This is a genomic window from Paenibacillus phyllosphaerae, assembly GCF_014192105.1.
GTDB classification, from domain to species: Bacteria; Bacillota; Bacilli; order Paenibacillales; family Paenibacillaceae; genus Paenibacillus_Z; species Paenibacillus_Z phyllosphaerae.
In genome coordinates this window covers 264,272-282,073 of sequence record NZ_JACHXK010000002.1, presented here as the reverse complement: position 1 = coordinate 282,073, position 17,802 = coordinate 264,272, and the positions used below count along the sequence as shown (strand labels likewise).

19 protein-coding genes and 1 other RNA gene are annotated in these 17,802 nt (G+C 53.3%); 3 read left to right on the top strand and 17 right to left on the bottom strand.

Annotated elements, in window-relative coordinates:
• Nucleotides 1-240: 240 nt before the first annotated feature.
• A complete protein-coding gene (locus FHS18_RS05305; RefSeq protein ID WP_183597747.1) occupies nucleotides 241-1,572 on the bottom strand; it encodes a PhoH family protein in 1,332 nt (443 codons plus the stop codon).
• 120 nt (nucleotides 1,573-1,692) lie between these two features.
• On the opposite strand from FHS18_RS05305, the gene FHS18_RS05300 reads away from it, so the two are divergent.
• Complete coding sequence (locus tag FHS18_RS05300; RefSeq protein ID WP_183597745.1) at nucleotides 1,693-2,238, top strand: YhcN/YlaJ family sporulation lipoprotein; 546 nt, start codon at nucleotides 1,693-1,695, stop codon at nucleotides 2,236-2,238.
• Between the two features lie 49 nt (nucleotides 2,239-2,287).
• Here the strand turns inward: FHS18_RS05300 and FHS18_RS05295 are convergent, their stop codons facing one another.
• The 7 genes from FHS18_RS05295 to FHS18_RS05265 all read right to left on the bottom strand — a co-directional run bounded on the left by FHS18_RS05295 (nucleotide 2,288) and on the right by FHS18_RS05265 (nucleotide 7,733).
• Nucleotides 2,288-2,602 (bottom strand): hypothetical protein, encoded by a 315-nt coding sequence (locus FHS18_RS05295; RefSeq protein ID WP_183597743.1) that lies wholly within the window; start codon nucleotides 2,600-2,602, stop codon nucleotides 2,288-2,290.
• Between the two features lie 80 nt (nucleotides 2,603-2,682).
• On the bottom strand, nucleotides 2,683-3,624 hold the full coding sequence (locus FHS18_RS05290; RefSeq protein WP_183597741.1) for an LCP family protein: 942 nt from the start codon (nucleotides 3,622-3,624) through the stop codon (nucleotides 2,683-2,685).
• Between the two features lie 101 nt (nucleotides 3,625-3,725).
• Entirely contained in the window at nucleotides 3,726-4,001 is a 276-nt protein-coding gene (locus FHS18_RS05285) for a hypothetical protein (protein ID WP_183597739.1), read from the bottom strand.
• Nucleotides 4,002-4,055: 54 nt separating this feature from the next.
• Entirely contained in the window at nucleotides 4,056-4,376 is a 321-nt protein-coding gene (locus FHS18_RS05280; RefSeq protein ID WP_183597737.1) for a YlaH-like family protein, read from the bottom strand.
• A 119-nt stretch (nucleotides 4,377-4,495) separates the two neighbouring features.
• Nucleotides 4,496-6,337: a translational GTPase TypA gene (gene typA / locus FHS18_RS05275; RefSeq protein ID WP_183597735.1), complete on the bottom strand. Its 1,842-nt coding sequence runs from the start codon at nucleotides 6,335-6,337 to the stop codon at nucleotides 4,496-4,498.
• A gap of 69 nt (nucleotides 6,338-6,406) precedes the next feature.
• A complete protein-coding gene (locus FHS18_RS05270) occupies nucleotides 6,407-6,889 on the bottom strand; it encodes a hypothetical protein (RefSeq protein ID WP_183597733.1) in 483 nt (160 codons plus the stop codon).
• Nucleotides 6,890-7,067: 178 nt separating this feature from the next.
• Entirely contained in the window at nucleotides 7,068-7,733 is a 666-nt protein-coding gene (locus FHS18_RS05265) for a YjbE family putative metal transport protein (protein WP_183597731.1), read from the bottom strand.
• Nucleotides 7,734-7,880: 147 nt separating this feature from the next.
• Between FHS18_RS05265 and FHS18_RS05260 the strand changes: the two genes are divergently transcribed.
• Nucleotides 7,881-8,585 (top strand): TerC family protein, encoded by a 705-nt coding sequence (locus tag FHS18_RS05260; protein ID WP_183597729.1) that lies wholly within the window; start codon nucleotides 7,881-7,883, stop codon nucleotides 8,583-8,585.
• A 54-nt stretch (nucleotides 8,586-8,639) separates the two neighbouring features.
• Here FHS18_RS05260 and thiI read toward each other — a convergent pair whose 3' ends face one another.
• The 6 genes from thiI to FHS18_RS05230 all read right to left on the bottom strand — a co-directional run bounded on the left by thiI (nucleotide 8,640) and on the right by FHS18_RS05230 (nucleotide 13,246).
• The gene (gene thiI / locus FHS18_RS05255) at nucleotides 8,640-9,860 is read right to left on the bottom strand and encodes a tRNA uracil 4-sulfurtransferase ThiI (protein WP_183598669.1); all 1,221 of its coding nucleotides are present in this window, start codon (nucleotides 9,858-9,860) and stop codon (nucleotides 8,640-8,642) included.
• A 5-nt stretch (nucleotides 9,861-9,865) separates the two neighbouring features.
• Nucleotides 9,866-11,050 carry a cysteine desulfurase family protein gene (locus tag FHS18_RS05250; protein WP_183597727.1) on the bottom strand — a complete coding sequence of 395 codons (1,185 nt, stop codon included), beginning with the start codon at nucleotides 11,048-11,050 and terminating at the stop codon, nucleotides 9,866-9,868.
• A gap of 128 nt (nucleotides 11,051-11,178) precedes the next feature.
• Nucleotides 11,179-11,919: a lytic transglycosylase domain-containing protein gene (locus tag FHS18_RS05245; RefSeq protein WP_281378654.1), complete on the bottom strand. Its 741-nt coding sequence runs from the start codon at nucleotides 11,917-11,919 to the stop codon at nucleotides 11,179-11,181.
• A gap of 162 nt (nucleotides 11,920-12,081) precedes the next feature.
• Complete coding sequence (locus FHS18_RS05240; RefSeq protein ID WP_183597725.1) at nucleotides 12,082-12,477, bottom strand: hypothetical protein; 396 nt, start codon at nucleotides 12,475-12,477, stop codon at nucleotides 12,082-12,084.
• A 3-nt stretch (nucleotides 12,478-12,480) separates the two neighbouring features.
• Nucleotides 12,481-12,690, bottom strand: a complete 210-nt coding sequence (locus tag FHS18_RS05235) for a DUF1540 domain-containing protein (RefSeq protein WP_183597723.1) — start codon at nucleotides 12,688-12,690, stop codon at nucleotides 12,481-12,483.
• A 55-nt stretch (nucleotides 12,691-12,745) separates the two neighbouring features.
• Nucleotides 12,746-13,246: a YpuI family protein gene (locus FHS18_RS05230; protein WP_183597721.1), complete on the bottom strand. Its 501-nt coding sequence runs from the start codon at nucleotides 13,244-13,246 to the stop codon at nucleotides 12,746-12,748.
• Nucleotides 13,247-13,409: 163 nt separating this feature from the next.
• Here FHS18_RS05230 and FHS18_RS05225 point away from each other — a divergent pair, with 163 nt between their 5' ends.
• Nucleotides 13,410-15,284, top strand: coding sequence for a S8 family peptidase (locus FHS18_RS05225; RefSeq protein WP_183597719.1), 1,875 nt, complete (start codon nucleotides 13,410-13,412; stop codon nucleotides 15,282-15,284).
• 133 nt (nucleotides 15,285-15,417) lie between these two features.
• Here the strand turns inward: FHS18_RS05225 and rnpB are convergent.
• The 3 genes from rnpB to FHS18_RS05210 form a co-directional block, all read right to left on the bottom strand.
• Nucleotides 15,418-15,824: RNase P RNA component class A (gene rnpB / locus FHS18_RS05220), an RNA gene on the bottom strand.
• Between the two features lie 104 nt (nucleotides 15,825-15,928).
• Nucleotides 15,929-17,050 (bottom strand): Nif3-like dinuclear metal center hexameric protein, encoded by a 1,122-nt coding sequence (locus FHS18_RS05215; RefSeq protein WP_183597717.1) that lies wholly within the window; start codon nucleotides 17,048-17,050, stop codon nucleotides 15,929-15,931.
• Entirely contained in the window at nucleotides 17,017-17,802 is a 786-nt protein-coding gene (locus tag FHS18_RS05210; protein WP_183597715.1) for a tRNA (adenine(22)-N(1))-methyltransferase, read from the bottom strand. Before FHS18_RS05210 ends, FHS18_RS05215 begins: the two co-directional genes overlap by 34 nt.

Here is a 17,802-nt window from a genome sequence, read left to right as displayed (position 1 = left end):
GCCGGCTTGTCGCCTATCGTTTTGTTACAGAGGTACAGCAGAAGAAGAGCCAACAGTCTATAACTGTCGGCTCTTCTGGCAGAAAAGTCGAACGGGATAAGCTGCTGTCGATTCAGCGCTATCCGATTCGGGTAAAGATGCAGGTGGGGCTCCGGGTCATTGGTCTGCCGTTTCAAGTCTATAGACTTGGCAGGCGGCATGGACCGATTGATCCCGCTCTCCAGATGAAGGTTATAAGGGCTATAACAGATCGGCAGCCAATTGGGCGAGCTTCGAGCGTTCGCCTTTTTCCAATGTCATATGGCCGCTGATGCTCTCTTGCTTGAAGCGCTCGACGATATGCGTCAGGCCGTTGCTGACGGCGTCCAGGTAAGGATGGTCGATCTGCTCAGGATCCCCCATGAGCACGATCTTACTGCCTTCGCCCACGCGCGATACGATCGTCTTGACTTCATGCCGCGTCAAGTTCTGCGCTTCATCGATAATGATGAATTGTCCCGGGATGGAGCGTCCGCGAATATACGTGAGTGCTTCCACCTGAATGCTGCCCAGACCCATCAAAATTTTGTCGATATCGCCTGACTTCTTCGTGTCGAACAAATACTCCAGATTATCATAGATCGGTTGCATCCAAGGCCGTAACTTCTCTTCCTTCTCACCCGGCAAATACCCGATATCCTTGCCCATCGGCACGACCGGCCGCGCGATCAACAGCTTCTTGTACTTGTGCTCATCCTCCACCTTCAACAGCCCTGCCGCTAGCGCAAGCAGCGTCTTGCCCGTGCCGGCTTTGCCCGTCAACGTAACGAGCGGGATATCATCGTTGAGCAGAAGCTCAAGCGCCATCCGTTGCTGCGCATTACGCGCCGTTATCCCCCATACCGGGTCATTGCTCAGGTAGAGCGGCTCCAGTCTTGCGCCGTCTTGACTGACCTTCAAGAGCGCCGACTTCGACGTGCCCATCTCATCGCGGAGAATGATGAATTCGTTGGGATGCAGCCGCGTCGTTAACTGCAGCGATTTGATCGTCAAGAACCGGTAGGTGTAGAATTCATCGATCACCGAAGGGTGCACGAACAGCGTTACATATCCGCCGTACACTTCGGATGACTGCACGACTCGATCGGACAAATAATCTTGCGCGACCAGTCCCAGCACGTCAGCCTTAATCCGCACCAGCACGTCCTTGCTAACCAGCACAACCTCGCGCGGATCCGTCTTCTCCTGCTCTTCGATATAATAATTCAGGGCGACCGCCAGAATCCGGTTGTCGTTGGTCATCTCCCCGAACATCTCCTGTACCCGGACGAAGCTGCGGTGGTTCAGTTCCACCTTCAAGATCCCGCCGCCCCGGAGCTCTATGCCTTCGTGCAAATGCCCATTCTCGCGCATGCCGTCCAGCAAGCGGGAGACAGAGCGGGCATTGCGGCCAAGCTCATCGGCTAGCCTTTTCTTCGAATCAATCTCTTCCAACACCACCGCGGGGATAACCACTTCATTATCGTCAAAAGCGTAGATCGCTTGCGGATCGTGCAACAGCACGTTGGTATCGAGCACGAATATTTTTTTCATCGTGAGCCCTCCTGGCGTTGGAATTTCGTTTCAAAGGAATACATAGCGGTACCTGCCATGCGGCAAACTATGCTTGAACAGACGAAACGCGACTAGGAAAGGAAAGGTCAGGTGGCGAACATGGGCAAATGGCTGGTGTCGGCTATGGTCCTTTGCTTGCTGGCGACAGGCTGCGGTACAGTCGCCCGCAATAAGACATCACCCTCTCCGCAAAATGATAACCGCATCCGTGCGCAGCAAAGTGCGCCGCGCGAAAAGGTGATCAGCAGTTCGAAACAAGTTGCATTGCATCTTGAGCAATTAGCTACGCAAATACCAGGTGTAAAAGGTGCTCACTGCGTTGTGTTTAAAAATACGGCAGTCGTCGGGATCGATGTGGACGGCAAGCTGGAGCGTTCCCGCGTCGGCACAATTAAGTATGCAGTCGCCGAAGCATTCCGGAAGGATCCTTACGGCGTAGATGCCATCGTAACGGCTGATATGGATTTGGCCGACCGCCTTCGCGAGATTCAGGCCGATATGCGCCGCGGTCGTCCGATGGCCGGCTTCGCTGAAGAAATGGCGGACATCATCGGTCGCATCGTGCCGCAACTGCCTCGCGACACCGTTCCCGAGAAGACCAGATCGGTGGACGATAAGCCGAAGCAAATGAATACCCATTTATAGAGCATGCTTGCATGCCGCTTGAGACACAAAAAGCCTAGTGATCCAATCACTAGGCTTTTCTCATATAGCGGCACACTTGTCCTTCTTGCTTGTCTGCGGCCGATTTGGTATCCAATTGTCCATCTTCAGGCAGTTGGGACAAGCACAGCCCGCCCGCAACCAGAGGTAGCATTGCACCGAATTTCAGGTGATCGAACGCCGGCAACATGAAACGCAGCTTGCCTGCCTTCACCGTATCCATCCATGTCTTCGCAAGGCCATTCGAACCACCGCCAGCGCCCTTGAATAGACGAAGCAGCGACATGGAAGAGGTCGACCACGGATTCAATGTATTGTCGGAACGAGCTGCGATGAATTCTGTCATCCGCATGGCCTCCTTGTACAAAGTATCATGGATACTACGGTGCATTTATTATAGCACAAGCAAGGGAACATCTACCACCGTCATTCAGCCAGTTTTGCCTGCAGAATCTCTTTGGCTTTTTGTAAACTGTCCTCGTTCACGCGAACGTACGGACTGCGCCATGTTCCCTCCAGCGCGCTGAATTGAATATCCGATTTGCCCATCTGGAAGTAGGTCTTCATCAGATTCTCCACTTCACTCGCCGGAAGATCCATGCGCATATTGTTGCCGACCGCCTCGATGACATTGCCGAGCTTAGCGACGCCGGAGAGCGACTTCATCTTATCGGCAATCGCCCCGAGCACTTCGCTTTGACGCTTGTTGCGGTCAAAATCGCTGGACATGTTCGTTCCGTCGTTGGACTTCCGGTAACGGACAAAATCAAGCGCCTGATCGCCATCGAGCGTCTGGTGCCCCTTATCCAAGTCGATCTCCGTACCGTCGGCATTGTCTATGTAGTGCATATCCATGTCGACATCAACGGGCACTCCGCCAAGCGCATCGACCACGTCGACGAAGCCTTGAAAGTTGATTGTTGCCGTATAGGTGATATCGATGCCAAAATATTTGCCGAGCATCTCGCGCACTTCCTGCTTGGCGTATTTATCCGCTTCCTTGACGCTCATGCCGTCCGCCGTACCTTGAGCGCGGAACTTGGCATAGTACGCGTTGGCTTTGCGGCTCTTATAGCCATCGAGCTCGATCTTCGTATCGCGCGGGATGGAAACGACCGCAGAGGTCTTCGTCTTCGGATTCAATACGGCGACCATCATGACATCCGTATTTAGGCTGCCCGTCTCCTTGCGCGTATCCATGCCCAGCAGCAAGATCCCCACCGGCTTTACCTTAACCGATTGATCGGCTGGGACGACGATCCCCGGCTCTGCATCGGCTGTGGCAACCAGCAGCGCATCCTTTGATTTCTTGTACAGAAATCCGAGGTAACCGGCGATACCGATCAATAAGACTAGCAGCAGAACCATAAACCGGCGAAACCAAATCACGCCTCGCTTGGGACGCTTAGGTGATCCTGAGCGCTTGCTTCGGGATGTCATCGATGTCTGATTGCTCATCATATCCACCTTTATTCATTGTATTTCGGATTCGAGTTAATGTCGGCCAGCAGCTGCTCGCCAGCCTCCCTGTCGAACATGTGAAGTTTAGAGCGGCCGCCTTGCACGTATCGGATATGAATCATCGTCTCATCCGTCCGTTCAACCCGCAGCTCTGTAATGGCATGATCCTCATGAAGCAGCTGACTGAAGAAGGCGCAAGTATCAACCGCCGCGCGATCATCGGGTCTTGCTTCTGCTACGACCGTAATTTGCAGCCAATTAAACAAAGCATCCTCCAGACGCATCGCTACCCGCATCCTTTCCTCTAGAAGCGTTTACATGTCTGACCGTAAGGTGCATTACTTGTTCTCGAATACCGCCTTGTTGCTCTCCTGCTCCGGCTGGACCGGGTTCTTCTTGTTCTTCCACTTGTCATATAGCTGACGACCACGAAGCATCATCATCATGCCCACAGCGACGGCCATACATTGCACGATCGGAAGCAAGTCATACTGCAGTATCCAGAGGACGAAAGATCCGATCGCCATGATCAGATGAACCAGAATTTCCTTCAGAATGGGCAGACGCTGCACCCGAAACACATTGTTAAAAATATAGATGACAAAAGCTAATATGAGGATATACGAGATAACCGGATGGTCGTGTAACCAGCTTTGCACGGTTGATAGCTCCTCTCAGGGCGAAGTGTAATGGGCTCCTTCATCGCGTTAGAACGTCATTAGCCTCGAGATGCGCGTCTAATTTAATAGACGACAGCTCGAGGCCAAAAGTTTTTCGCTTATGCGTTTGCTTGTGCCATTTTACGTTGTTTCTCGGCACGTTCCCGCTCGCTCTTGTTCAAGATTTTTTTGCGAAGACGAATCGATTTTGGCGTCACTTCGCAATATTCATCATCGTTCAAGTATTCGAGCGCCTGCTCCAGGGAGAACAGCACTGGCGTTTTCAGACGAACGGTATCGTCCTTCGTCGCCGAACGGATGTTGGTCAGCTGCTTCTCTTTGCAGATGTTGACGATAATATCGGTATCGCGGTTATGCTCACCGACGATCATGCCTTCATATACTTCCGTACCCGGCTCCATGAACAGCAGGCCGCGGTCTTCAACGGACATCATGCCGTAGAACGTCGATGTTCCGTTCTCGCTCGAGACCAGAACGCCTTGGTGACGGCCGCCGACAGATGCGCCCGCAAGAGGACCGTAGCTGTCGAACGCATGGTTCATGATGCCGTAGCCGCGCGTCAGCGTCAGGAAGTGCGTGCGGTAGCCGATCAGGCCGCGCGCAGGAATGATGAACTCCAGACGAACTTGGCCCGTTCCGTTGTTGACCATGTTCACCATCTCGGCTTTGCGTGTTCCAAGGCTCTCCATAACAGCGCCTGTGCTTTCTTCCGGTACGTCGATGATAAGACGCTCGTACGGTTCCATTTTGGAGCCGTCGATTTCTTTAATGATAACTTCAGGCTTGGAAACTTGAAGCTCGTAACCTTCACGGCGCATATTCTCGATCAGGATGCCGAGGTGAAGCTCGCCGCGTCCGGATACGACGAAAGCATCCGGGCTGTCGGTCTCTTCGACGCGCAGCGCAACGTCAGTTTCCAACTCCTTGTACAGACGCTCACGCAGCTTGCGGGAAGTAACCCACTTGCCTTCGCGGCCCGCGAACGGGCTGTTGTTGACGAGGAACGTCATCTGGAGCGTAGGCTCGTCAATCTTCAGAACCGGCAGCGCTTCTGGGTTCGCTGGATCTGCAATCGTCTCGCCGATGTTGATTTCTTTAATACCGGCAATCGCCACGATATCGCCTGCGCCCGCTTCTTCAACTTCAACGCGCTTCAGACCTTGGAAGCCGAACAGCTTCTCGATCCGCGCTTGCTTCGTTGCGCCTTCGCGTGTCATAACCGCAACCGGTTGCCCTTGGCGGATGATACCGCGGTTGACGCGGCCGATCGCAATGCGGCCGAGATATTCGTTATAATCGAGCAGCGTAACGAGGAATTGAAGCGGATCTTCCACGCTCTCCGTTGGCGAAGGAATGTGGCTCACGATCGTCTCATAGATCGCTTCCATGTTCTCGTCTTGCGTCTCTGGTTCTTTACTGGAAGTACCCATCAGCGCGGACGCGTATACGACAGGGAATTCGAGTTGTTCGTCATTCGCACCCAGCTCGATGAACAGGTCAAGAACCTCATCGACAACTTCGGAAGGACGTGCGTTAGGACGGTCGATTTTGTTCAATACTACGATCGGCGTCAATTGATGTTCCAGCGCCTTGCGAAGCACGAACTTCGTTTGCGGCATACAGCCTTCGAACGCGTCTACGACGAGCAATACGCCGTCAACCATTTTCATAATCCGCTCAACCTCGCCGCCGAAGTCGGCGTGTCCCGGTGTATCGACGATGTTGATCAGATAGTCTTTGTACGTGATGGCTGTGTTCTTCGCGAGAATCGTAATGCCGCGTTCGCGTTCCAGATCATTCGAGTCCATCGCTCTTTCTTGTACAGCCTCGTTCTCACGGAACGTACCCGATTGCTGCAGCAGCTTGTCTACGAGGGTCGTTTTGCCATGGTCAACGTGGGCAATGATCGCGATGTTCCGAATGTTTTGTCTTGCTTGCATGTTCTTATCCACTCCAAATTCTATTTTGTTTACTTACCTCTTGCGCCTGATGCAAGTATTAAGCGGCGACTACCAGTAGGATTTTCTGCCGGTAACCAGCCACGCTCCAACAGCAAGGAATGCAATTGCGATCAGGTATAGACCGAAGCCCCAGAATAACATCATGACGAAGAATGATGCCGCTATGAGCGCCAGTATGATTGCCGCCGTCATCGCCACTTTCGGATGAGACATCTCGAACAGATGATATTCATACAATCCGATCGCAAGCCCCAAGATAAAGAGCGGCCACAGGTACTGCATGTTATTCCACCCGAATGCTATGCAGAAGAAAAAGATTACGGCACTGACCGTCAAAATCGCTCCCGGCACGAGCACTACCGTCGGCAGCAGCCGTCCAAAAAACAGAACATGCAGCAGAATGCCGGGGATCAGGACGAACAACGGCCAGAAATTCGTTCCGATAAAGGCGAACAGACCCAGCTTCCCGAGCAATATAACCGCTCCGGCAAATAAAAATAAGATGCCGATCGCAGATTTATTTCCAGGCATGCAAGCTTCCCTTCTCTCAACGCTTAATGAGTGTTGCATTCCCAACCTTGCGATTGGTAACGCGAGCTAATCAACAAGCGTAATTTGTTTCTTCTTGTCATTATTATAGTGTAATGGAACGACAGATAAAAAACCAGTACGCTTTTCATTTTTACATATAAAAAAAAGCCGCATGGCCTCATCTTCGAAGACGAAGCAATGCGACAACGATGACCAGCGGCACGCATAATACGGGCAGCGCTTCCGTTAGAGTATTCATGCCGGAGAAGGTAACTCGGCTAAGCACCGGGTCGTGAACGAACATTTCGCCGGCGGCAAAGCCTAATAACCCCCCGCCGAGATAGACAAGCACCGGATATTTGAGCAGAAGTTTGCTGAGCAGCTGGCTTCCCCAGATAATCATCGGAATGCTGATCGCGATCCCGAGGAAAATGAGAATCGGTTCCCCTTCTGCGATGGCGGCAATGGCCAGCACATTATCCAGACTCATAATGAAGTCCGCCGCAATGATGGTCCTGACAGCCTGTCCGAGCGAACCGGCTTTGCGGACGTGTTTGGAGTCATCTAAGGCGTCTCCCCCGGCCGCATCGGTAACCAGCTTCACCGCAATGATGAACAGCATAAGCGCGCCCGCAATCTGAATGAAAGGAAGCTCGAGCAGCGTAATCGCAATAAACGTCAGCAAGCAGCGCAGCCCAACGGCCGCTCCCGCTCCCCACCATACCGCCTTCTTGCGTTGTTCCTTCGGAAGCTGCTGTGCAGCCAGCGCAATAACGACAGCGTTATCCCCGCTCAGCAGAATGTTAATAAAGACGATTTCGATAAAAGTTATGAGGCTGTCCAATGATACCCTCCTGTCCAAATGACTTATATGAATGATGTATGTTCATAATAGGGAGGTTATGTCCAATTTTATTTTTGCATCCAATCGGCACGAGCAGCGTAAGTAATGTAGTCAAAGTAGATACTCGAGCGAAAGGGGAACATTAGGTTGGACATTTTTTCTTTGGAATTCCTGTCTGCGCTGATTACCATCGTGTTTATCGACCTGATCCTCGCTGGCGATAATGCAATTGTAATCGGGCTTGCTGCACGCAATTTGCCGAAGAATCAACAGAAAGGCGCGATTATCTGGGGGACGGTAGGCGCAGTCGGCATTCGGGCGCTTGCTACGGTTCTCGTCGTTTACTTGCTCGATATCCCATGGCTGCTTCTTGCGGGTGGTATTCTGCTGCTGTGGATCGCGTATAAGCTGCTCGTCGACGAGAACGACCATGGCGACATTAAAGCAGGCAATACGTTGTGGGCTTCTGTCCGGACGATCATCATCGCCGATGCGGCCATGGGTCTGGACAATGTCATCGCGGTAGCGGGTGCGGCTCACGGGGACTATCGCCTCGTGATTCTAGGTCTCATCATTAGTATCCCGATTGTCGTATGGGGCAGCACGCTCTTCATCAAAGTCATCAATCGCTTCCCGTGGATTGTCTACCTCGGATCCGGGGTACTCGCTTACACAGCGGCCAAGATGATCACGCACGAACCGAAGTTGGAAACTTTCTTCGATGAGAATCCGGTCATTCGCTGGTCGTTCCTTCTTCTCATGATCGTCATCATTATCGTAGGCGGACTCTGGAAGAATGCTTCCCGCGCCAAACAAGCCCCAACAACCGAAAAAAGCAGGGAAACCCATTAAGGGATCCCTGCTTTTCTTCATTGGGTCAGACTAGAAGAATCAAACGCCAACGGTCTAGAACCAATCGTCCTGCCCCGCTTGTTCCGCTTCATGCTGCTCGCCTGGACGCAGCACGATCTCCTCCGTCGTTGCGACAGCTTCGGCAATCATCTCATCTAATCTCGGGATGAACGATTCCACCTTCATCACCACGTTCAGATTCGGATTCGTGCTCGGCGATTTCGGCACGAAAAGCGTACAACAGTCTTCATATGGTAGAATGGACGTCGCGAACGTACCGATCTCTTCGGCCAAATTAATTATTTCCTGTTTATCCGACATAATGAGCGGGCGCAGCAACGGCAGATCGACAGTTCGGCCGATAACGTTCATGCTGCTAAGCGTCTGACTGGCAACCTGACCCAGGCTATCGCCTGTCACGATGCCAAGAGCCCCTGATTTCTCCGCTAACTTCTGAGCAATGCGCATCATCGAACGACGCATCAACGTGATGATCAAGTGATCCTGATTGCATTGCGTGAACGAAGTCTGGATCTCGGTAAACGACACCAGATGCAGCTTCATCGGCACTCCGCTAATCTCGCACAATCGGCGTGCAAGCGTAATGACCTTCTCCTTCGCCTGATCGCTGGTGAACGGATAGCTGTGGAAGTGAATCGCTTCAATCTCCAGTCCTTTGCGCATCGCCAAATAGCCAGCTACCGGACTGTCGATGCCGCCGGATAACATGAGCATTGCCTTGCCGTTCGTGCCATACGGGAATCCGCCGGCTGCCGGCACAACATCCGTAAACAAGAAGGCGCCTTCCGGCTGCAGCTCGAGGCGGAGCTCCACTTCCGGATTCCGCACGTCTACCTTCAATTCCGGCATCGCCCGAAGCACATGCCCGCCTACGAGATGATTCATCGCCTGCGATTCGTGCGGGAACGACTTCACCACCCGGCGGACCGATACTTTGAAGGTGCGAGGCGACGGAACGCAAGACAGCATAAGCTCAAGGGCTCTCTCGCGAATCGATTCCAGCTCCATCTCCGCACGCAGCACGGGCGAGAAGGAGACGATGCCGAAGACGTGCTTGAGCTCTTTGGCGATCGCTTCGTATGATTCTTCATTCAATTCAATATACAGCCTGCCGAACGTCTGAATCAGCTTTACCGTCTTGAATGGGGATACGACTCTCCGTACCTGCTCCACCAGACGCCGTTCAAACTGCTTGCGGTTCCTGCCTTTGATCGTAAATTCGCCAAAGCGAATGAGTATAAGATCCGGTTTTATCGTCATCACGAACGTTCTTCCTTTCTTTCTAACCGAGCAAGCTTGGTTGTAACCAGCTCCAACTGGGCGCAGAGCCAATCGATCGCCTTCTCGTCATGCTCATCGCCGAAGCTGATTCGAATTCCGCTCGATGCCCGAGCGTTGTCGCAGCCCATCGCCTCAAGAATGCGGCTTGGCTTGCTGTCCTTCGAAGAGCAGGCCGATTTGGTAGAAGCGAGAATACCGTGCTCTTCCAGCATATGGACGACCACTTCCGGCTTCATGCCCGGATACGAGAAATTGATGATATGAGGAGCAACTGTCCCGTTCTTGCCGTTGCCTGCAGCCTCCTTGCCGCCGCCATTGACGAACAACTGCGGCTTCGACTCGAGCCACTCGGCCAACCGACGGCGCAGCTTGCTCATCTGCGAATGGCGAGCGGGTTGAGACTCTATCGCAAGCCGGAACGCCTTCGCAGCCGCGACGATCGCAGCGACGTTCTCGGTCCCCGGGCGAAGTCCATTCTCTTGGCCGCCGCCGGCAAGGATGGGCTGCAATTCAATCCCTTGACGTACATACAGCAGGCCGACTCCGCGCGGGCCGCGTATTTTGTGAGCTGAGGCACTGAATAGGTCGATTCCGCTCTCCTGCAGCGATACCGGCAGTTTGCCTACGCTCTGCACGCCATCGACATGGAACAGAATGCGTGGACGGCCTTTCAGCAATCGCCCAACCTCATGGATCGGCTGTATGGCACCCGTCTCATTATTGACATGCATAACGCTAACTAGTATCGTCTCGGCCGTTAACGCTTGCTCCACTTGGTCAGCGGTAATCCGCCCTTCACGATCTACCGGCAAATACGTTACGCGGAAGCCCTCGTGTTCGAGTTTCTTGAAGGTATCATACACGGAAGGATGCTCGATCTGGGTAGTAATGAGATGCCTTCCGCGACCCCGGTATTGTCTGGCCGCTCCCAGAATCGCCGCATTGTTGCTCTCCGTCCCTCCCGAAGTGAACACCCATTCGCTCGGCGACGTGCCGAACTGCTTGGCAATGACCACTCGCGCGCGCTCCAGCAGCTTGCTGGCCTCTTGGCCGCCGCGATGCAGTGACGATGGATTGGCATAATGCTGCACCATGACTTCGGTTAACGTTCGAACCACTTCTTCATGAGGCGGAGAAGAAGCAGAATGGTCAAAATAATACATCTTACGCATCTCCTCTCAACTGAGGGTAACAAAAAGAAGACCCGCCTCATGAAGCACATACGCGGCATGGCGCGCAGCGCTCCTATAGACGTGGTCTGTCGCTTCATCGTATCGTCTACTTGCGGTCGTCAGACGTACTGGCTCTGTGCGCTAAGCACCTTGCCCACGTACTTCTGCGTTTCCTTCGGAAGATTGCTGATCTTCTCCGCGAAATCTTCGTTCGTCTTAATGCCGGCGCGGTCTACCCGGCCTGGTCCTGCATTATAAGCTGCAAGCGCAGCTGCTTCGTTGCCGTTATATTTCTCAAGCAGGTACGATAGAAACTTCGTACCGCCTTCTATATTCTGCTTCGGATCAAATGAATCCGTTACGCCAAGGCCGCTCGCGGTTCCATCCATGAGCTGCATGAGCCCTTTGGCGCCGGCGTGCGATTCCGCATTCGGATTAAAGGACGACTCCGTCTGAATGACCGCTTTGATAAGGGTTGGCGATACGCCGTACTTGGCACCGGCCTCATTAATCAGCGTGTCATAATCGGAATTCGAACCGCCCGATACTTGCGTCATATTCGCGGTTTCCGTTGCCGGTTGCACTTGCGCCGCGCTGCCATAAGAAGCAGCTACCAGCGGCTGCAGGAACATCGCTGCGGACGAGGACGAACCACTGTCTACCGCACCGGAATTCGATAACGCATCAGCCACGGCGCTTAAGCCTGTACTATTGCCGGATCCTGACATCATTTGTTGCAGCAACGCGCCGAATACGTCACTGTCGCCGCTAGTTGCCGTTGTCGAGTTGCCGGACATATCCAAGTTCGAAGTCAGCTGCAGTTGCAGCAGCGTCTTCAGTACCCGCGGGTCGATACTCATTATTCGCCTCCTCATGTTAGCCGTTAAGCGATTAGGGATGTACAATTATCAGTGCCACTAGGACAAACTATGTTTTCATTTTACATCGTTTTATGTACTTCCGCCAGTTCATTGGCCAATTAATTAAATGGAAAAGCCGGCGGGTTCCCCCACCGGCTTTCTCTAGGTTACGGCATAAGCATAATAAAGCGGAATAAGGACGAGATAAGTGACTGCGGCGATCAGACCTAGCGTCATCGACCAGATGCCAAGTCCACGACTTCCTTGACGGAATGCGACATATCCGATGAATGCCGCGGATAACCCCAGCAATACCGGCCATACGAACCAAGACATGATCGCGATGACGAGCCCCGCCCAACCGGCTGCCCGGCCGGCAGATCGCATCGCTTTCTTGCTTTCATCTTCGCGGCTGCGGGTACGGCTTAATCCGGAATACGTGGCAGGAATAGCGATCTCAGCTGCCATTTCCTCCTTAAACTCCTGGCAATCGCGGCTGTTCATATGCGGACAAGTTTCCGAATCGTCGTAGGGACTGTAATCCCGATCGCGCTCCATCGCTTATTCCCCCTTTGGTTTGAACGTATGACAGCAAGTCGTTGCTGAATCCTGCGCTTTGTCCTTGTGCAGGAAACCCTCCTCTGCCATCTCGGAACCAAAATCGGAATGGGCATGACGATCGATCTCGACATGGATTTCTTTGGCGTTGCATTGGTTGCCTTGACCCCAGAACGAGCAATTGGATACGCTGCAGCTTACGCCATTCGGCATAATGAAATCACCCCCGTAATCAAGTTGCCCTGATTCGGGGGTGCGTTATGCTGCCTTATTTTTGTCCTTGCATTCTGCGCTGGGTCATGTAGTCGTTCTCATAATAAGCGAGGTCGTCGCGCAGTTCTTCGAAAATCTTCGATACGCCAAGCACGATGTCGCGCGCCGGACGAACCGGTTTGCTGCGGAAGCGAATGGCATCCTGACCTGTATATGCATAACGGCCATCTTCGGAGTAACATTCGTTCTTTGGATAGAAAAATGCGTTCACGGATTGATGATACACTTCATAAAGTGCACGTTCAGCGAATTCGATATCAAACGTTGGACGTCTCAGCGCAACGCCGAGTTTCTCCATACCAACTTCCGAGAATACAAGAAGATGGCGAAGATCGGACAGCAAACCTTTATAGAAAAGCTCCGCTTCATCACTTTGATCTTCTGCGGCAAGCTGTGGAAGCGCATGGGCATTCAAGAACGTTTCCAGTTGGCCAATCGCTTGTTTTAGTTTTTCCCTGGTTGATTCGCTGAGCGGTTTCACGTTTGTCGACGGCATAGGTAGATCCCCTTTCATTTCTCCAAAACAAAACTTCACGGCAACAATATCGTACCACAAAATGCTTGACGATGGTACTATCCTTTGCATCCGCTTGCCGTATAATTTGACGAGCCACACCTAATCTTAAGCGTAAATGAGCCAAGAAGGAGCTTGATACGCAATGCGACGCAAATGGATAGGCTGGTTCGCCGTGGCGGCATGCGGCGCTTTTCTCATCCCGCTGACACCATGGTTCGGTGCCCCCGAACCTTCTCAGAATCATATCCAGAACCTGCAGGCCGACAAAGTAAAAACACTGTCCTCCCACAAAGAGCACACCGCCAAAATGCGGATGGTCCAGCAAGATATGCAAGCAACGGCGCTGCTCTGCACAACCGAATGCAGCATTAATTTCCGTAAACTGATGACAACCGCGACGACCGAAGAGAACAGATCCGACCATCTCGCCCATATGATGGACATGCATAAACAGATGGTGTACGTGCAATGGTGGAACAAAGGCGATGCCATAACGCGGGGCATCGTACCTTATGCGAATTTCCCCGGCATGAAAGAAGCCTTGGCGGAAGCAAGAACCCAGCTTAAACAAGGGAAGACCTATCATTCGAATACGATTGAGCCCGCGGGCCATCGTTACATGGTCATGGCGATTCCAAGCTACCGGATGAAAGGCGACGGCATCGTCGGCGTCGTCCGTCAAGACATCGTGAACAACGTCGCCCACCATCAGCGCCGTAACTTAAGACTCGTTCCTTATCCGGCCGAAGGCAAATACAAGATCGAATCCGTTGTGCCGAATACGCTGCAGGATACGACGGTGAATACAGGCGAAGACAACGCCAATGCCAGCCATTATCACATTAATGAAGTCGTCGTTAAATTCCGCCAGACGCCAACCGATGCGGATCTGGAAAAAATCAAATCCGACCTGCATGCCGAACATGTCCGGAAGCTTGGCTACACGTACGTCGTCCATTCCGCGCACGAAACGGCGGAGAACATGATGGCCTATTTGAAAACCAAGTGGGATGTCGAATATGCCGAGCCGCATTATCTGTACATGACGAACGATACGGCGGATCCTGCGGCGATTCGTTCCATTGTGCCCAACGATGTCCTGTATTCCGATTATCAATGGAACTTGCCGATCATTGAAACCGAGAAGGGTTGGAGCGTCTCCAAAGGGAATGGCACCGTCACGATCGGCGTATTGGATACCGGCGTTCAATTGGATCATCCCGACCTTATTGGGAAGCTCGCTGACGGTAAAAATATCGTTTCGCCTGACTCGCCGCCTGATGACGATGTCGGTCACGGTACGCATGTTGCCGGGATCATCGCGGCGAATGTCAATAACAGCGAAGGCGTAGCCGGGCTGTCTTGGTATAACAAAGTGCTGCCGGTCAAAGTGCTTGATTCCAGCGGCGCTGGATCGACGTATTCCGTAGCCGAAGGTTTGATCTGGGCGACGGATCAAGGTGCCAAAGTCATCAATATGAGCCTGGGCAACTATGCAGAAGCTGAATTCCTGCATGACGCCATCAAATATGCGTATGACCATGATGTGGTGTTGATCGCGGCCAGCGGCAATGACAACACGGAGCGCCCTGGCTACCCGGCTGCTTACCCGGAAGTATTGGCCGTAGCTTCAACCGATCCGGATGGCGCAAAATCGTCGTTCTCCAACTACGGCGATTACATCGGCGTCGCCGCTCCAGGCGCGAGCATCGCCAGCACCTATCCTGGCAGTCAGTATGCCGCGTTGTCCGGCACCTCGATGGCGAGTCCGCATGTGGCAGCGCTGGCCGGGCTCATCCGCTCGATCAATCCGGACCTCACCAATGTAGAGGTCATGGATCTGATCCGGCAATCGGCGCAGGATCTTGGCGACAAAGGCAAAGACAAATATTTTGGCTACGGCCAAATTGATGTCGTCCGCGCCTTGGAAGCGGCTAGACAGTCCAAAGTCACGCTGCAGAATTATCCGGCGCAGACGAAGCGGAGGCTCGACCAGATTGCGGCAAAATACGAGTGATGGCCGTTGAATAAAGCAAAATAAACGAAATGCCGAAACGCAACAAAGGCTGCATGATCCTTCATCCTAACGGATGAGATCATGCAGCCTTTTAATCGTCCCAACAGGACAACGTTACTTAAGGATAATCGTGACGGAAAGTTTGCCGTAAGCCGGGTTCTGTACTTCCAGTGGTCATAACGGGAACGACCCTCCCACCATTGAAGCGACAATCATCTATCTAGGCCTGCTATTGCTAACAGGCTCCAGCGACACACCCGAACGCGCCCCGGGCTAGGGTGCGCATGAAGCGCTGCGTTCTCTCGGTCTTGCTCCAGATGGGGTTTACCAGCACCGTTGTCACCAACGGTCCTCGTGGTCTCTTACACCACGGTTCCACCCTTGCCTGTGCTAGCCTTGCGGCCAGCCATCGGCGGTCCATTTCTGTGGCACTATCCTTCGGCTCGCGCCGACTGGACGTTATCCAGCATCCTGCCCTATGGAGCCCGGACTTTCCTCTCGCGCTTCTCGCGAAACGCCAGCGATTGTCTGTCAAACTTTCCGGTGCTTAGCTAGTATACTAAGAATGCATCAAAAGCTCAAGTCTTTCGCATTCCCTTTTCATGGCTTGGGAATCACCCCTCAGGCTGGTCCATCTTCCAAGCTTAGACGAATTGGAATACTTCGGTCGAAATCGTAGATGCGACCGCGGTGGTTGCATACTTGCGTTCGGCCAGTTGTTCATTCAGCCAATCGGCGACACGAGGTTTCATAATCTTCTCGATGTTATGGCCAGGATCGATAATGGCAAGCCCGGCCACGAGCGCGTCATGAGCCGTATGGTAATCGATATCGCCCGTTACGAGCACATCCGCACCGGCAAACAAGGAATGGCGGACATATCTGGCACCGGAACCGCCGAGCACGGCTACCTTGCGGACCATCCGCTCCGGATCGCCCACCAAGCGAGCTGCCGGAACTTCGAATACTTCCTTCACCTTGTCCGCGAGATCGCCAAGCCGGATCGGTTCGGCCAATTTGCCGACCCTCCCCAGACCGAAGGAACGCCCCTTCAAGTCCATCGGGTACAAATCGTAGGCAACCTCTTCGTACGGGTGCGCCTTGAGCATAGCGGTCACCACGCGCCGCTGTACGTTTTGCGGTACGATAATCTCGATACGCATCTCCGCCACCTTCTCAAGCTTGCCGCTCTTGCCGATGAACGGATTTGTCCCCTCGCCTGGCAGGAACGTGCCGGTTCCTTCAATATTAAAGCTGCAGCAGCTGTAGTTGCCGATATGGCCGCCGCCGGCATTCCAGATCGCTTCCAGCACCTTCTCGTGATGCCCTTGCGGAACAAAAACAACGAGCTTGGACAGCTTATCGGTATGTATGTCTTCGAGGGAAGCTCGTTTCTCTTGCGGAATGCCTAATAGATCGGCCATCCAATCATTGATGCCGCCTTCGGTGACATCGAGATTCGTGTGGGCAATATAGACAGCGATATCGTTCTTGATCAGCTTCTCGTACAACTTACCTGCGGGCGTCGAAGTATCGATCTTCGCAAGCGGCCTGAAGATGATCGCATGATGCGCGATGATCAGTTCCGCGCCTTCCCGAATCGCTTCATCCACCACTTCATCGGTTACGTCAAGGGCAACCAATACTTTGGTGATTTCCTTCTGGAGCGTCCCCAGCTGCAGGCCGATGCGGTCATTCTCGACCGCATAGTGCTTCGGCGCAAGCTGTTCCATCAGTTGAATGACGGTCTGTCCGTTGGCGTACATGCCAGCACCTCCTGAATTTCGCGTATTTCTTTGCGGAACTCCTCTGCCTTGACGATCGCTTCCGGCTGATCGGAGCTTGCTACCTGGGCCGTGATCCGCTCCAGCTTCTGAAGCTCGAACGCCCATTTGCGATGGAGCAGCGGCGACGGGCTGCGCAGCGAATACGGTCCCATGCGATACAGCCAGCCCCGCCACAATTCAACTTCCTGAGCGTCGCGTCTTAAAAACGCAGGGTCGTACAGCGCTTCATTCGCCCTCGCGAAATCATCGGTTCGCTGCGCGTGAAGCACCTCGTAGAATCGGCCGTCTTCCTCCAGGATAGTCTCTCCCTGAAGCAGCCAACCATGGTTAGTCAACCATTGACGGACGACATCTTCACCCACATTCGGCTGCAGGACAAGCTCCTTCACATCGCTGAGCTTCCCGTTCTGAGCGCCCCACTCCAGAATCTCGGCCATCAGCACGCCGCCCATGCCGGCAATCGTAACCGTATCGGCTTCACCGGCTTCCAGTACGGCGAGTCCATTCCCTTGGCGCACGGTAATGGCCGATTTAAGCCCTGCGCTTGCCACCTGTTTCTGGGCGGCTTGGAAGGGTCCTGTATTTAATTCTCCGGCGATCGCACCTGGCGATCGGCCGCTTTGCACAAGATAGACCGGCAATAACGCATGGTCAGAGCCGATATCCGCGACCCGTGAACCCGGCGTTACCCGGTCTGCAATGGTTTGTAATCGTTGTGATAACTTAATCAT

Excerpts from the sequence above, each read along its gene's own strand:
- FHS18_RS05225 (WP_183597719.1), top strand. The coding sequence starts at position 13,410 with ATGCGACGCAAATGGATAGGCTGGTTCGCCGTGGCGGCATGCGGCGCT.
- FHS18_RS05235 (WP_183597723.1), bottom strand. The coding sequence starts at position 12,690 with ATGCCGAATGGCGTAAGCTGCAGCGTATCCAATTGCTCGTTCTGGGGT.
- FHS18_RS05285 (WP_183597739.1), bottom strand. The coding sequence starts at position 4,001 with ATGCGTCTGGAGGATGCTTTGTTTAATTGGCTGCAAATTACGGTCGTA.
- FHS18_RS05305 (WP_183597747.1), bottom strand. The coding sequence starts at position 1,572 with ATGAAAAAAATATTCGTGCTCGATACCAACGTGCTGTTGCACGATCCG.
- typA (WP_183597735.1), bottom strand. The coding sequence starts at position 6,337 with ATGCAAGCAAGACAAAACATTCGGAACATCGCGATCATTGCCCACGTT.
- FHS18_RS05245 (WP_281378654.1), bottom strand. The coding sequence starts at position 11,919 with ATGAGTATCGACCCGCGGGTACTGAAGACGCTGCTGCAACTGCAGCTG.
- FHS18_RS05230 (WP_183597721.1), bottom strand. The coding sequence starts at position 13,246 with ATGCCGTCGACAAACGTGAAACCGCTCAGCGAATCAACCAGGGAAAAA.
- FHS18_RS05270 (WP_183597733.1), bottom strand. The coding sequence starts at position 6,889 with ATGCCTGGAAATAAATCTGCGATCGGCATCTTATTTTTATTTGCCGGA.
- FHS18_RS05295 (WP_183597743.1), bottom strand. The coding sequence starts at position 2,602 with ATGACAGAATTCATCGCAGCTCGTTCCGACAATACATTGAATCCGTGG.
- FHS18_RS05300 (WP_183597745.1), top strand. The coding sequence starts at position 1,693 with ATGGGCAAATGGCTGGTGTCGGCTATGGTCCTTTGCTTGCTGGCGACA.
- FHS18_RS05250 (WP_183597727.1), bottom strand. The coding sequence starts at position 11,050 with ATGTATTATTTTGACCATTCTGCTTCTTCTCCGCCTCATGAAGAAGTG.
- FHS18_RS05240 (WP_183597725.1), bottom strand. The coding sequence starts at position 12,477 with ATGGAGCGCGATCGGGATTACAGTCCCTACGACGATTCGGAAACTTGT.
- FHS18_RS05215 (WP_183597717.1), bottom strand. The coding sequence starts at position 17,050 with ATGTACGCCAACGGACAGACCGTCATTCAACTGATGGAACAGCTTGCG.
- FHS18_RS05290 (WP_183597741.1), bottom strand. The coding sequence starts at position 3,624 with ATGGTTCTGCTGCTAGTCTTATTGATCGGTATCGCCGGTTACCTCGGA.
- FHS18_RS05210 (WP_183597715.1), bottom strand. The coding sequence starts at position 17,802 with ATGATTAAGTTATCACAACGATTACAAACCATTGCAGACCGGGTAACG.